Source organism: Rhizohabitans arisaemae, from assembly GCF_025996515.1.
Taxonomy (GTDB): Bacteria; Actinomycetota; Actinomycetes; order Streptosporangiales; family Streptosporangiaceae; genus Rhizohabitans; species Rhizohabitans arisaemae.
The window spans coordinates 1132679-1147028 of record NZ_BLRH01000009.1 but is presented as its reverse complement, the minus strand read 5'-3'; the positions used below and the strand labels follow the sequence as shown (position 1 = coordinate 1147028).

The 14350-nt window shown below is 70.9% G+C and carries 9 protein-coding genes and 2 pseudogenes; 3 read left to right on the top strand and 8 right to left on the bottom strand.

The features are described from left to right. Positions 1-40 precede the first annotated feature (40 nt). Positions 41-3067: a bifunctional [glutamine synthetase] adenylyltransferase/[glutamine synthetase]-adenylyl-L-tyrosine phosphorylase gene (locus tag RUR_RS05900; protein WP_283133834.1), complete on the bottom strand. Its 3027-nt coding sequence runs from the start codon at positions 3065-3067 to the stop codon at positions 41-43. Between the two features lie 530 nt (positions 3068-3597). Between RUR_RS05900 and RUR_RS05895 the strand changes: the two genes are divergently transcribed. Beyond that, positions 3598-6918: a S8 family serine peptidase gene (locus RUR_RS05895; protein ID WP_283133833.1), complete on the top strand. Its 3321-nt coding sequence runs from the start codon at positions 3598-3600 to the stop codon at positions 6916-6918. A 607-nt stretch (positions 6919-7525) separates the two neighbouring features. On the opposite strand, the gene RUR_RS05890 is transcribed toward RUR_RS05895, so the two are convergent. Continuing rightward, complete coding sequence (locus RUR_RS05890) at positions 7526-7873, bottom strand: hypothetical protein (RefSeq protein WP_283133832.1); 348 nt, start codon at positions 7871-7873, stop codon at positions 7526-7528. On the opposite strand from RUR_RS05890, the gene RUR_RS05885 reads away from it, so the two are divergent. Continuing rightward, positions 7866-8546 carry an alpha/beta fold hydrolase gene (locus RUR_RS05885; protein ID WP_283133831.1) on the top strand — a complete coding sequence of 227 codons (681 nt, stop codon included), beginning with the start codon at positions 7866-7868 and terminating at the stop codon, positions 8544-8546. The two genes, RUR_RS05890 and RUR_RS05885, sit on opposite strands and share 8 nt — an antisense overlap. A 53-nt stretch (positions 8547-8599) precedes the next feature. Then, a complete protein-coding gene (locus tag RUR_RS05880; RefSeq protein ID WP_283133830.1) occupies positions 8600-9403 on the top strand; it encodes a class I SAM-dependent methyltransferase in 804 nt (267 codons plus the stop codon). Positions 9404-9428: 25 nt separating this feature from the next. Here the strand turns inward: RUR_RS05880 and RUR_RS05875 are convergent, their stop codons facing one another. From RUR_RS05875 to RUR_RS05850, 6 genes and pseudogenes are all read right to left on the bottom strand, one after another. After that, positions 9429-10376 (bottom strand): hypothetical protein, encoded by a 948-nt coding sequence (locus RUR_RS05875; protein ID WP_283133829.1) that lies wholly within the window; start codon positions 10374-10376, stop codon positions 9429-9431. Beyond that, a complete protein-coding gene (locus RUR_RS05870) occupies positions 10369-10944 on the bottom strand; it encodes an RNA polymerase sigma factor (protein ID WP_283133828.1) in 576 nt (191 codons plus the stop codon). Before RUR_RS05870 ends, RUR_RS05875 begins: the two co-directional genes overlap by 8 nt. A 464-nt stretch (positions 10945-11408) precedes the next feature. Beyond that, positions 11409-12506 (bottom strand): SAVED domain-containing protein, encoded by a 1098-nt coding sequence (locus tag RUR_RS05865; protein ID WP_283133827.1) that lies wholly within the window; start codon positions 12504-12506, stop codon positions 11409-11411. Between the two features lie 147 nt (positions 12507-12653). Further along, positions 12654-12902, bottom strand: a pseudogene (locus RUR_RS05860) (DNA-directed RNA polymerase subunit alpha C-terminal domain-containing protein); the annotation flags it as partial. Between the two features lie 351 nt (positions 12903-13253). Next, a complete protein-coding gene (locus RUR_RS05855) occupies positions 13254-14036 on the bottom strand; it encodes a methylenetetrahydrofolate reductase (protein WP_283133825.1) in 783 nt (260 codons plus the stop codon). 95 nt (positions 14037-14131) lie between these two features. Continuing rightward, positions 14132-14329: pseudogene (locus RUR_RS05850) on the bottom strand (DNA-directed RNA polymerase subunit alpha C-terminal domain-containing protein); the annotation flags it as partial. Positions 14330-14350 lie beyond the last annotated feature (21 nt).

Below are 14350 nucleotides of genomic sequence, written 5' to 3'. Positions count from 1 at the left end.
GAGCCATACGGATATCACGGGCTATTTCCCGAAATAGGGGTTAGCCGTAGAAGACGCGCTCGACCACGGCGCGGGCCCTGCGGGTGGTTCGCAGGTAGTCCTCCACAAGGTCGGAGGTGGCGTCAGGGGGGTAGCCGAGAACCCCGGCGAGTTTCGCGCGTTCCCTGATGTCGGCCGGGATGCTGTCCCCGGCCCGGCCCCGGACCAGCATGATGCCGTCGCGGATCCGGGAGGCGAACCGCCACGCCTCGACGAGCACGGCGCAGTCGTCGGCGTCGAGCAGCCCGTCGGCCGTCGCGGCCCGCAGCGCGGCGAGCGTCCTGGTGGTCCGCAGGCCCGGCAGCCGCCACGCGTGCCGGAGCTGGATGAGCTGGGCCACCCACTCGACGTCGGAGAGCCCGCCGCGTCCGAGTTTGGTGTGGAGTGTGGGGTCGGCGCCGCGGGGGAGCCGCTCGGACTCCATCCGCGCCTTGAGCCGCCGGATATCCCGTACCGCACCGTCGGGAATGCCGCCCTCGGGGTAGCGGATCGGGTCGATCATCGCGATGAACGCCCGGCCGAGCGCGGCGTCACCCGCGAGCGGGGCCGCCCGGAGCAGCGCCTGGGCCTCCCACGACGACGACCATCGCGCGTAGTAGGCCGCGTAGGAGGCGAGGGTGCGCACGAGCGGGCCCTGCCTGCCCTCCGGGCGCAGCCCCGGGTCGATCCCGAGCGGCGGATCGGGCGCCGGGCGGGCGAGGAGCCGGCGGAGCTCCTCGGCGACCGCGTGGGCCGCGTCGACGGCCGCGCGCTCACCGCCGCCGTCGAGCGGCTCGTGGACGAACATCACATCGGCGTCGCTGGCGTAGGAGACCTCGGCGCCGCCGAGCCGGCCCATCGCGATCACCGCGATCCTGGTCGGCAGCGGGCCGCCGCGCTCCAGCTCGACCTTGGCCCGCGCCGCTTCGAGGGCGGCCTGCACCGTGATCGCGGTGAGCTCGGTGAGGGTCTCGCCCACGGTTTCGCGGTCGGGGCGCAGCCGTACCGGCGGCCGGTCCTCGTCGTCGCCGCCGTGCACGCGATCCGCGGTGTGCTCGCCGAGCAGGTCGGCGACGGCCGTGCGGAAGAGTTCCCGGCGGCGCAGCGCCCGTACCGAGACGACCGCGGCCTCGGCGTCGCCGTGGCGCTGCAGCGCCGACCGGGCCTCGGCCGCCAGGGTGTCGGCGGATCGCGGCGCCAGCGCGGTCACGTCGCCGAGGAGGGTCACCACCTCGGGGGCGCGCAGCAGCAGGTCGGTGGCGTATCGGGACGAGGCGAGCAGCCGGGCCATGCGCTCGGCGACGGCCGCGTCGTCGCGCAGGAGCCGCAGGTACCACGGGGTGCTGCCGAGGGCGTCGCTGACCTGGCGGAAGCCGAGCAGCCCGGCGTCGGGGTCCGGGGCGTCGGCGAACCAGCCGAGCAGGACGGGCAGCAGGGTGCGCTGGATCGCCGCCCGGCGGGAGACCCCCGTGGTCAGCGCGGCGATGTGCCGGAGGGCGCCGTCGGGGTCGAGGTAGCCGAGCGCCTCCAGCCTCGCCTTGGCCGCCTGCGGGCTGAGCCGCGCCTCCTCGCCGGGGAGCCGGGCGACGGCGTGCAGGAGCGGCCGGTAGAAGAGTTTCTCGTGCAGGCGGCGGACTTCGAGGGCGTGCCGCCGCCAGGTGGCGGTGAACTCGCCGACGGGGTCGCGGACCATGCCGAGGGCGCGGCCGATCCGGCGCAGGTCCTGCTCGGCGTCGGGGACGACGTGGGTACGGCGCAGGCGGTGCAGCTGGATGAGGTGCTCGACCTGCCGGAGGAACGAGTACGCCTCGGCGAGGGTTCGCGCGTCGTCGCGGCCCACGTAGCCGCCGCGGGAGAGCGCGGCGAGCGCGTTGAGCGTGGTCCGGTGGTGGAGGAGCTGGTCGGTGCGGCCGTGGACCAGCTGGAGGAGCTGGACGGCGAACTCGATGTCCCGGAGCCCTCCGGGGCCCAGCTTGAGCTGACGCTCGGCCTGATATTTCGGGATATGCGCTACCACTCTTCGCCGCATCGCCTGGACGTCCTCGACGAAGTTCTCGCGTTCGGCGGCCCGCCACACCAGCGCGTGCATCGCCGCGGTGTACTCCCGGCCGAGCGCGAGGTCGCCCGCGATCGGGCGGGCCTTGAGCAGCGCCTGGAACTCCCAGGTCTTGGCCCATCTGCGGTAGTACGCCAGGTGGCTCTCCAAGGTGCGCACCAGCGGCCCCGCCTTCCCCTCGGGGCGCAGCGCCGCGTCCACCTCCCACAGCGAACCCTCCGGGGTGGTGGCCGAGCAGGCGCGCATCATGCCCTGGGCGAGCCTGGTCGCCGTCCGCAACGCCTTGGTCTCGTCGGCACCGGGGACGGGTTCGGCCACGAAGACCACGTCGACGTCGCTGATGTAGTTGAGCTCGCGCCCGCCGCACTTGCCCATCCCGATCACGGCGAGCCGGACCTGCCCGGTGTCGGCGACCTCCGCCCGGGCGATCGCCAGCCCCGCCTCCAGCGCGGCCGCGGCCAGCGAGGTCAGCTCCACGGCGACCTCGGGGAGCGGGACGGCTCCGGTGAGATCCCGACCCGCCAGCCCCAGCAGCAGCCGCCGATAGGAGACCCGCAACGCGTCCAATGTCGCCGTCGAGGCGTCCTGCGCGCGGGGCTCGGCGTCGCCCGGCGCCGCGCCCACCGCGAGCAGCAGTTCCTCGCGGAACGAGGACTCGGGGTCGCGCGAGGGTTCCTCCGCGAAGACCGGCAGGTGTTCCGGATGGCGGGTCAGATGATCCCCGAGGGCGGCGCTCACCCCCAGCACGGCCAGCAGGCGATCACGCGGCTCCCCGGGGACTCCGGCGAAGGCGACGGCCGAGGGATCCCGTTCGGCCAGCCGGACGAGGGCGGCGAGGGCCAGATCGGGGTCGGCGGTCCTGGTCAGCGCGTCGAGGAGATCGGGAGCCTCGGGCCCGAGGGCGGAGAGGAGCCGCGCGGCCCGGGACCCGTCGGCGAACCCCATTCTGGCGAGCCGACCGGCGTCGGTCTGAAAACGGGCCTCGGCGTTCACAGCACCACGGTAATCGTTGCCCGGTGTCCGCCGGCACCCGGTGGCCGATGATCGCTGTGGGCCCGGGGTTCCGCCGCGCCACTCCCCGAAGGGTCTCGATCTTCCCGGCGAGGACGCCCCGGTCTCCTTCGTGACCGGTACGGGCTGCGCCCCCAGGTCACCCGTGGCCCGGCCCCGGCGGGTACGGCACCACCCGTCCGCCCGATGAGCCCGCACGGCTCGGCGGCCGTCGCCCGTCCTCTCCGCTCTCCGAGGGCTCGCGGACGGTACGGGCCGCGCGGGGCCGGTCTGGTCGGCCGGGTGCCCGAGCCGCCTGTGGCCGTACCGTGTCTCGCTCTCGGCGGGGGTTCGCCGGCGTGGTCCGGGCCGCGCCGCGGTCGTACCGGATTCCGGCTGAAGATCTCAGGGGTTGTGAACCTTTTCGGGGGCTCGTGGCAATAGGGGCAATAGGAGGTGATCGTCCGGGCTCTGACCGACGGCGGTCACGGGGTGGACGGTTCGCCGATGTGTTCGTCGAGCAAAGGATGCCGATGAGATTGAGGTCAAGTGTCACAGCGCTCGCTGTGGTGATCACCGGGGTTGTCGCGCTCACCCCGCCGGCGGGAGCGGATCCCGGGAAACCGGTCACATCCGGAAGGAGCCTTGCACCCGGTCAGCCGGGGAAGCAGGCCGACCAGCCGAAGGACGGCAAGGTCACTCTGATCACCGGGGACCGGGTCACGGTCCTGCCCGGCGGTACCGCGGACCGGCCGCCCCGGGTCCGGGTGGAGCCGGGAAAGGGCCGTGAGGTCTCCTTCGCCCAGCGCTGGCGCGACGGCCACCTGCACGTGGTCCCCTCCGACGCGATGCCGTTGATCGCCGGCGGTCTCCTGGACGAGCGGCTGTTCGACGTCACCCAGCTGCTGGCGTGGCGGTACGGGGACGCGTACCGCGAGGACATCCCGGTGATCGTCCAATCCGACGCCGAAACCGCGACCCCGCACCTGAAAGCGGCCGAGGGTACAAGATCCTTTCCCGATCTTGGTCTCGACTCCGCCCGGATCCCCAAGACCGAGGTGGCCGGGACCTGGAAGAGCCTCGGCGGCTCGGCCGGCGCCAAGACCCTGGCCGGTGGGGTGACCAAGCTCTGGCTGGACGGCAAACGACGGCACACCCTGGAGCGGAGCGTCCCCCAGATCGGCGCCCCCACCGCCTGGGCCCAGGGCCTCACCGGTGAAGGCGTGACCGTCGCGGTGCTGGACAGCGGCTACGACGGGACCCACCCGGACCTTCGCGACGTCGTGGTCCAGGCCAAGAGCTTCGTCCCGGGCAGCCCCGCCGACCGGGACACCGTCGGACACGGCACCCATGTCGCCTCGATCATCGCCGGGTCGGGTCAGGCGTCCTCCGGCGTGAACCGGGGGACGGCGCCGGGCGCCAGACTCGCCGTCGGCAAGGTGGGGGACGAGAACGGCATCGCCGAGTCCTGGATCCTGGCCGGGATGACCTGGGCCGCGACCGAGGTCAAGGCCAAGGTCGTCAACATGAGCCTCGGCGGCTACGACGGCCCGGAGATCGACCCGCTGGAGCACGCGGTCAACACCCTCACCGCCCAGACCGGGTCACTCTTCGTCGTCGCCTCCGGCAACTCGGGTCCCCAGTCGGTGGGCAGCCCGGGCAGCGCGGACGCCGCGCTCACAGTCGGCGCCGTCGACTCCGCCGACCGGCTCACCGGCTTTTCCAGCACCGGGCCGCGCAGCTGGGACAAGGCAGTCAAGCCCGACATCACCGCCCCGGGTGACGCCATCACGGCGGCCGCCGCGGCGGGCACGGCGCCCGGCCCGTACATCACGCAGGGCGGAACCTCCATGGCCGCTCCGCACGTCGCCGGGGCGGCGGCGATCCTGGCCCAGCGCCACCCCACCTGGACCGCCGGGCAGCTCAAAGCCGCACTCATCGGCAGCGCCGTGCCGGGGGTCGGCACCGGGGCCTTCGAGCAGGGTGCCGGGCGGGTGGACGTGGCCCGCGCGGTCGCCCAGCCGGTGATCGCCGAGCCGGGTACCCTCTCCACCACGCTGCCCTGGCCGCACACCGGCGGGCCGGTCGTCAAGACGGTCGCCTACCGCAACAACGGCACCGCCCCCCTCACCCTGGACGTCGCCGTCGAGCGGTCCGGCGCCCCGCTGCCGACGGGATTGGTGGAGCTCTCCGCCCGGCAGGTGACCGTCCCCGCCGGAGGTGAGGCACCGGTGACGGTCACCCTCAACCCCGCGGGGGCGCCGGCGGGCGCACACGCCGGGGTGATCGTCGCCCGGTCGGGGGAGACCGCGGTGCGAACCCCGATCGGCGTCCATGTGGAGCCCGAGTCCGGCGACGTGAGCGTCCGCCTGATCGGCAGGGACGGCGGCCCGGCCATCGGCGACATCACCTTCTACGACCTGGCCAAGGGGGAGCGGATCGAGGTGCCCGTCGGCGGACGCGGTGTCGTCTCCGTCCGGCTCCCCGTCGGTGACTGGAACCTCTACACCGACCTCTTCTCGTTAAACGACCGGACCGCCACCCTCGCCCATCAGCCGGTCCGGGTGACCGCGGCCACCCAGCCCGTGGTGGTGGACGCGCGGCAGGGGAGGATGTTCCGGTTCTCGGTGGACGAACCGAGCGCCGTCCCCGACCGGCTGATCTCCCTGTCGGTCGTCGACAGGGAAGGCGCGAAGTCGTGGTCGAGCACCGTCACGTGGATCCACGCGGATCCGAACAACAAGCTGCTCGTGATCCCGGCCCGGAAACCCGGGCTCAGCCTCACTGTGGGGACGGTCTGGCACAAACAGGGCGCTCAGTACAGCCCCTACCGTTACGACATCCTCAAACACCACGACGGCGGCTTCCCCGAGGACACCGCCCACGCGGTCAGGACCGCCGACCTGGCCAAAGTCACCGCCACCTACCGGAGCAACGGGGCACCTGGCGGAGCCGCCGACGTCGGTGTCGGCGCGGCGGCACCGTCGGCGCATCCGGCGTTCACCTACGACACCCCCGTCGCCCTTCCCGGCACCCTCACCCACTACCGCACCCCGGGGAACACGCTCACCTGGTTCTCTTCCCTCGCCCACAACCCCTCCGGGCACTGGGTCAAGGACACCGGCCGGACCCTGCGCGGCATGAACGAGACCGAAGTGTGGAACAACGCGGTCGCCGGGCCCGCGCTTCAGGACGGCGAATCCGCCCGTACCGGCGACGAACTCCGCTACGCCGTCGGCTCGCTCTTCACCGAGGGCACCCCCGGCCGGTACAGCGTCGACGCCGGGACCACGGGCACGGTCACCCTCGCCAAGGACGGGCGGACGCTCGCCAGGACCGAGTTCGCCGACTGCGTGCCGTGGGACCTTGGCCTTTGCACCTTGAAGGCAACGGTCCCGGCCGAGGAGGCGGTCTACACCCTCACCACGAGTGGCCGCCGGAACCCCTCGGTGAGCCCGCTGTCCACCGCGGTGGAGACGGTGTGGACGTTCCGCTCGGCCCGCACCGCGGAGGCCCGGCCGCTCCCGCTGGCGACCGTCCGGTTCAACCCGGCCGGGCTGGACACCGCCAACCGGGCCCGGCGCGGCAGCCTCACCCCGATCCCGTTGCGGATCGAACGGGCGCCCGGCGGCGCTCCCGCGCCGGTGGTCACCTCGGTCCGGGTGGAAGCCTCCGCCGACGACGGCGCCACCTGGAGCCGGATCCCGGTCCTGCCGGGGCCGCACGGCACCTGGACCGGGTTCGCCCTCAACCCCAAGACCGGCGACCACGTCTCCCTGCGGGCCGTGGTGACCGACGCCTCCGGCGGCTCGGTCACCCAGACGATCACCCGGGCCTACGGCCTGGCCCCGTGATCTGAGCCCGTTTCCCATGACGGTCCGATCCGCCGGGTGAGGACCGTCCGGGGACCGTGGGCCTGCGCCCTGGGCCCACGGTCCCCCGCCTCGCCGGTTCACGCGATCGGGTACGGGCTGCGCCACGCCGCCTGCCCGGGGGCCGCGGGAGCGGGTACGGCTCCGCGGGTTCGCTCGATTACCACACTCGGCGTCCTCCGGGAGCCCGGCTGTGAGGGGAGAAGCCGCGCGTGGACCGTCTCCGGCTTCGCTGCTTGCGGTTTCGTTCCCCGCTTGACAGGCTTGGTGAAGTCGCTCTGACCTGGGAAGATCGGTGTTCGAGCAGGTCAAGGTAAAGAAATCCCTATGACGTGACCAAAATCATGGTCTCAATGCATACATTCCGGAAACTAGGGGTATACATCACTTAGCGGAGCGAAACGGAACTCCTCGCGATGTCGATACGCATCGTCAGGATGGTGTTACGCTAAGCGATGTCGCGTCAGGTAAAGGGATTCACTTGCGGACATCGACTAACCCCCTCGTGGAACAGGGGGTTAGTCCTATTTGGGCGTCAGACGCTTCGCCCTCACGGCCACACGTCTGGCCTCGGCCCAATTCTTGATCCTCACTCGGCTATGTCGCACCCGGTTTCAGAGATGTCGATGTTCCTGGCGATGACTAGGACCTGAAGACGATCGGCGGCATCGGGCGCCATCGCCGCGTGTCGCCGTACCACCTCATGATTCCGTCGGCCGGGCTTCGCCAGCCCCACGACCTGCGTTGCACACCGCCCCAGCCAACCCACCGGCTTCGGCCACGGACCGTCGTCGCCGACCGGCCCGGCGACGCGGCCGGGAATGTCGGTGCCGCCGCCTAAGCTCACCCGTGAAACAGGAACCGCAGTCCGCCCGTCGATTTCTCCGGAGCCAGTCTGCATCGCGATCTGAGCAGCGGAAGAAGAAACGATGGCCACATTCGTCCTGATTCACGGCGCCGGCGACGTCGGCTGGTCCTGGCATCTGGTGGAAGCCGAACTGCGGGCGCGAGGCCATGACACCGTCGCCCCGGATCTTCCCTGCGCCGACGACTCGGCCGGCCTGCCGGAGTACGCGGACGCCGTGGCCGAGGCGATCGGCGACCGGACCGACCCGATCGTCGTCGCGCATTCGCTCGGCGGTTTCACGGCCCCGCTCGTCTGCGACCGGGCGGCGGTGCGGCTGCTCGTCCTGGTCGCGCCCATGATCCCCGCACCGGCGGAGGCGCCCGGCGACTACTCGGCCAACACGGGATACGACCGGGAGCCGCAGGACGGCTACGACGATGACATCGCCCTGTTCTACCAGGACGTCCCGCCGGAGCTGGCCGCCGAGGCGCTGAAGCGGTCGCCCGGCCAGTCCGGGGCCCGGATGGGGGAGCCGTCGCCGCTCAAGGCCTGGCCCGACGTCCCCACGCGGGTCTTGATCTGCCGCGACGACCGCGTGTTCCCCACCGGTTACCTTCGCCGGGTCGCCCGGGAGCGCCTGGGTGTCACCCCCGACGAGATCGCCGGCGGGCACACCCCCGCGCTGAGCCGCCCCCGCGAGCTGGCGGACCGCCTCGAGGCGTACGCCGCCGAGCAAGGACCGCTCCGCAGGGTGACGTCCTGATGGACGCCGGTGACAACAGGCCGGGCGACCCCGACCGTACGGAAAGGACCGCGATGCGACACCCGGCAAGCGAACACACGCCCGGCTTCGACGGCTACGACGCCGAACTGCGGCGGCACGGCGAGGTACTGCGCCGGGCCTGTGGAGTCCGGCTCCACGACCACGTCCTCGACATCGGATGCGGGACCGGGCAGACGACCCGGGAGAGCGCGCGCACAGCCCGGGCAGGCGGTGCGCTCGGGGTCGACGTGTCCGCATCCGCCGTCGAGCGTGCCCGCGAACTCGCCCGGGCCGAAGGGCTCCACAACGTCACCTTCGAGCGCGCCGACGCACAGGCCCACCGCTTTCCGCAGGAGCACTTCGACCTGGCCGTCAGCAGGTTCGGCACGATGTTCTTCGACGACCCCGTCGCCGCGTTCGCCAACATCGGGCGTGCGCTGCGCCCGGGCGGGCGCCTGGTGATGATGGTCTGGCAGCACGGCGAACACAACGAGTGGGACGTCGCCATCCGCCGATCCCTCGCAGGGCCCGGGGAGTTTGCAACCGCCGCTTCCGCCGGACCGGATCCGTTCTCGCTCGCCGACCCGCCGGCCGTGAAGCGGATCCTGGACGCCGCGGGGTTCGCCGACAGCGCCTTCACCGACGTCCATGAGCCGGTCTACTACGGCCCGGACGTGGCCACCGCCCTCGACTGGGTCCGCGGCTTCACCTGCACCGGCGAGACACTGAAGCGGCTGGACCCGCCCGCTGCGGCAAGCGCGCTCGGGCGGCTGCGCGAGTCGCTGTCCGCGCACCTGACCGATGACGGTGTCTGGTTCGACTCCCGCGCCTGGATCGTCACGGCCCGTCGCCGCTGAGCGGGAGCTTCCGGGCCGGAGTCGATCACAAACCGTCGGAGCCCTCCCGCCCGTCGACGGGGGGTTTCGGGGGTACGGCTTTGAGTGGTTCGGGCGTGACGAGAAGCCTGACCACACCGTCGCTGTGGGATTGTGCCGCCCATACCAACCAGTCCGCACCGACCGCGTCCGGAGGGACTGATTCGAAGGTGAGGCTGTAGGCACCCTTGCCGCCGCGGAGCCAGTTGACCGTCGGGGAGTCGGGATCGGCCTTGACCAGCTGATAGACGACCTGCAGGCCGCGTCGGCGTACCTCGTCGAGGACCTGCGCCACCGTACGGTCGTCCACGTCGACGCCCGCAAGCATCTCGCCTTCCGCGTTGGCCGCGTTGGCTGCTTGGTAGAGCTCGCCGGGTTCCGCCGGCCTGCCCAGCTGAGCCCGTATCTCCCCCTCGAATCCGACGGGGGCGCGAAACGCCAGATGACAACCGTCCTCGCCGATCCGGCAGTTCTCGGGCTCAAGTCCGCTTTCAAAGGCTCCCGCGGGTTTGGGGTTGCCTTCCCCGTCCGTCAGCACCAGACCCCCGACCAGACTCGGTGAGGCCGGTACGCGCTGCAGCCGAACGTTCAGCCCCACGGCGCTGAACGCCTTCGCGTACATCTCATGTTCGGCGAGCGGATCCTTGATCCGGGCCACCCACTGCCCGCCCTCCCGATTGATTTCGATGGCGGAGTTGGCGTAGGACGTCGCGCTGCCCCCCATTAGGCTCGGGCCGAGCACGGCGATCGTCGCGATACCCGCCGTCACGAGAGAACCGGCGATCAGCCGTCTCGCCGTCACGAGGGGTGAACCGCCGGGCAGCGGAGGAAGCCCCCGCCGTGTCCGGCGGGAACGCGGCTCCTCGGGATGCCAGCCGATGGCCATGGCCAGCTCTTCAGGATCCCGCAGGGGGATCTGCGACCTCATCGTCTCCAGCAGTCGGCTCTCATTCACCTGCGGTTCCTCCAAGTGCGTGTCGAACCTTGGTCCGGGCTCGGTTCAGTCGTGAGCGCACCGTGCCCACCGGGATCTTCAGGACGTCGGCGACCTGCTGGTAGCCGAGCTCACCCCAGGCGATCAGCAGCAGCACATCACGATCGCCTTTGCGCAGACCGGCCAGCGCGGCCGCCAGGCGGGAGGTCGCCGCGACGGCGGTGACCCGCTCGGCGACGCTGTCCGCGTGGTTCTGCAGCACCGGGTCGACACCGGTGCGGGCCAGCGCGCGGTACAGCCGGGTCTCCGAGCGGTGGTGCCGGTGAATCAGGTTGGTGGCGATGCGCCACAGCCACGGCCGCGCGTCGTCACGGGCGGGGTCGTAGCCGTTCCGCTTGCGGAATGCCACATGAAACGTCTCGGCCACGATGTCGTCCGCGAGGTCCTCGCCGAGGCGACGGGCGGCGTAGCGGTGCAACGGCGGGGCGTGACGGCGGAACAACTCACCGAAACACCCCGGGTCTTCGAGAGACTGCGCGATCACCAGCGCGTCGGGCCTCTCATCGTGAATCACGTCGGGGGAGCCCATGTGCTTCTTCCTGTTGCTGTGACCTACACCGGTTACTAGCCCGATGGAGGGCACGGGGTTCACGCCTGAGCGCACCTCTTCATCCGGATGAGCGGCCCGCGGGGTCGTTCATGCGATCCACCCTTTGGCCGACGGGGTACGGGCGCCGCTGCCTGAGCCAGGCACAACAGGCGAGCGATCAGCGCGGCCGGGAAGCTCACCCCCGGTGTCGCTGACGTGGGCGAGGCCCAAGGTAGCTGTGTCATCGCCGGTCAGATCTTCACTTATGGTCTTCGCCGACGCCGGGGCAAGGTCTGCCGTCCCGGTCCGCGCCCGTGGATCGCCCCCAAGTCGGTGGATCGTGACCGCTTTCGCGGCTCTTATCGACAACCCTGCCGAAGGCTGCGATGAAACCGTGGTCGGGTGCCATCGGACGATAGCGGCTCGGCGACTGATCTCCCGGTCGCGACTTGAGCGCGGCCCGGTCAGGCCGTGTCGGGGGTGAGCGTGGGAGGGGCCGGGAGGGGCTCGTAGGTGTTCGCCCGGCTGTCGAAGGTGTAGGCGGTCCAGGCGCCGCGCTGCTGGGAGGCGAGCCGGGCGCCCAGTGCCACCGCGATCGACGCGGGGCCGCTGAGGAAGATCGCGTGCTGCCCGGTCCTGGCGGCCGAGGGGAGCGGCGCGTCACGCCACGTGCGGCAGATCTGTTCGACCACCCCGCTGAACGTTTCGGTGTCGGTCGTCAGCTTCTCCGAGCCGGATTCCATGAGCCGAAGCTCGATCAGGTAGCCGATCCCGTCCTGCCTGCAGGTTCTCTTCACCTGTTCGGAGAACGACCTCCCAAGGCCCTGCAGGTCCACGGCGAGTGCGACCTTGGTCGGGTCTCCGCCTTCGACGGGCTCCAGCGGCTCCGCGGCCAAGGGTTTCACGGTGCTCTCCACGACTCGCAGCGGGTTCGCCGCGAAGAAGGATGAGGTGCCGTCGTCTCCCTTGGTCGCGTAGGCCGTGATTCGCTGCGCGTGCGTGTGGCCGAGCCGGGCGCCGAACCAGAAGGCGACGTGGAGCGGCATGATCGGGAACAGGTTGGTCTGCGTGGCGTCGGGGGTGACGCCTTCCGCCAACGCGGCCGCGGCCAGGGTCTGGTCGGCGAGGGCGTCGACGATCTCCCGGTCCCAGATGCCGTCGTCCGGCAGGTGGATTTCCGTTTTCAGGGTCATCACGCAGGTGTTCCGGCCGAAGGTTTCGGCTTGCTGGGTGAGCAGCCGATATCTGTCCAGTACGCGTCGGGGGTCTGCGGCGGCGGCCACGATTCCGACCTCGACGTTGCCGGTGGCCCTGCTTCGCAGCCGGAATCCCAGGGCGACGAACGCGAGCCCGAGAACACAACCCGCGACGAACCACCAAGGGCCGGGCTTCTCTCCGGTGATCACAGCCTTGACCGCTTCGACCCCGAATCCTCCGGCGACCGCCCCGCCGCCCGCGATCGCCGCGGTGCCGTCTTTGACGGCTTGGGCGATCCTCGTGCTCTCGCGTGGCGGATTGCCAGACCCGACCACGGTCAGCCGCGGGATGCCACGTCGTTCCAAAGCCGTCATCGTGTTCCCACTCCGGTCCGGTCTGCGCTGGAGAAGACCCGCGAGGGCACGATTATGGCGGTCAGGTACCGGGAAACTCCACCGGCGCAGGCGAAAGGCCATCGGATCCTCGGAGAGCGGCTTGCACGGGATCGCTTGTCATTCGGCCGGATCGTCGCCGTATGCGTCACGAAGAGACAGGCCGACGGCGGCGAGCCTCTGCTTGACGTCCTCCACGGACACGGGACCGAAGCGCTCGATCTCCAGGAGGTCCTGTTCGCTGCGGGCGACCAGTTCGCCGTAGGTGTGGATGCCCGCACGCTTGAGGCGGTTGTAGGGGCCCACCGCGAGGTAGAGTTCTTCGATGGGGCACGCCAAGTCACTGACCAGGCAACGGTCCGACGGCGACACCATGCTGCCTCCTCATCTTCGCCGGTTGCTCCAGCAGATTCTCCCGGTAGGGAGACGAGGGTCCAGCTGTTCGCGGCATTGATCACGATTATCCTACGCCACGGTCGTCCAAGCCAGGCATGTGATCACGTGGCCGTACACATCACCGGGTTGAGGTCGTTGGGGCCGCGGACCGTCGTGCCCTGATCAGGTACAGCACCACCGACAGCTACCACCAGGGCCAGCCCGTGCCGGGCAGCAGCACCGGCGGTGGCAGGAAGCGCCTCACCATCCGGTCCGACGGCTCACTCTTCATCGAGGGCACCGACTAGCCGGACTTCGCGTGGCGGCGTGAAACGACGCGTCCGATCAGAGGCCGACGGATTCCAGGTGGGCCGCGACTTCGCGGTAGCGGCTGACCGGGACGAGGTGGACCCCGTCGAAGGCGCCGCTGTCGCGGATGGCCAGGACCTGCTCGCAGGCGGCCCGTACTCCGGCCGTACGGTCGCGTTCGACGTCGTCGACGAGCTGAGAGGGGATGTCGATGTCGGGGATCTTGGAGGCGAGGTTGCGGGCCATGCCCGCGCTCGCCAGGACCATCACCCCGGCGTAGACGGGGACGTCGACCGAGACGGTCTCCCGCCAGCGGAGCAGGTTCTCCAGCGAGTAGCTGACCTGGACGAAGACGAAGTCGGCCGCGCCCTTCCAGGCGGGGATCGGGCGGAGTCCGGAGGTGACCCCGATCCGGAAGGCCGGGCAGCCGTCGAACGCCGGGTCGTGGCCCGCTCCGCGCGCTTCTTCGATCATCGAGCGTACGTTGAGTTCGCCGGTACGGCCGCCGGCGCTCGGTTTGTCGCCGTAGACGAAGAGGAAGCGGTCCACCCCGTAGGCGGCGGCGGTGAGCAGGTCGCGCCGGAAGCCGAGCAGGTTGCGGTCCCGGGAGTTGAGGCAGGCGATCCCGCGGGCGCCCATGGCCTGGACTTCGTGGGCGACGGCCACGCTGGAGACGGTGGCCCGGCCGATGTGGTTGTCGGGGATGAGGAACGAGTCGGCGACGGGGCTGAGCACCCCGATCTGGTGGCGTACCCGGGTCAGGTCGGGACGCGTCGGCGGTTCGATCTCACAAATCAACTCAAAACGGCGGCCAGGCACAGGGAAACTCTACCGGCGCGCGCGAACGGCCACCGGATGTTCGGCGATCCGGCGTGCGCAGAACCGCTTTGTCACTCGGCCGGATCGACGCTGTGTGCGTCACGAAGAGACTGACCGCTTTCGGCGAGCTTCCGCTTGACCTCCTCGACGCATGCAGGGTTGAAGTGCTCGATCTCCAGGAGGTCCTGCTCGCTGCAGGCGAGCAGTTCGCCGCAGGTGTGGATGCCCGCACGCTTGAGGCAGTTGTAGGAACGCACCGTGAGGATGAGTTCCTCAATGGGCCACGCCAGATCCAGGCGCGGGGGGTAATACGA

Coding starts and splice junctions, on each gene's coding strand:
- RUR_RS05895 (WP_283133833.1), top strand. CDS start 3,598: ATGAGATTGAGGTCAAGTGTCACAGCGCTCGCTGTGGTGATCACCGGG.
- RUR_RS05885 (WP_283133831.1), top strand. CDS start 7,866: ATGGCCACATTCGTCCTGATTCACGGCGCCGGCGACGTCGGCTGGTCC.
- RUR_RS05880 (WP_283133830.1), top strand. CDS start 8,600: ATGCGACACCCGGCAAGCGAACACACGCCCGGCTTCGACGGCTACGAC.
- RUR_RS05870 (WP_283133828.1), bottom strand. CDS start 10,944: ATGGGCTCCCCCGACGTGATTCACGATGAGAGGCCCGACGCGCTGGTG.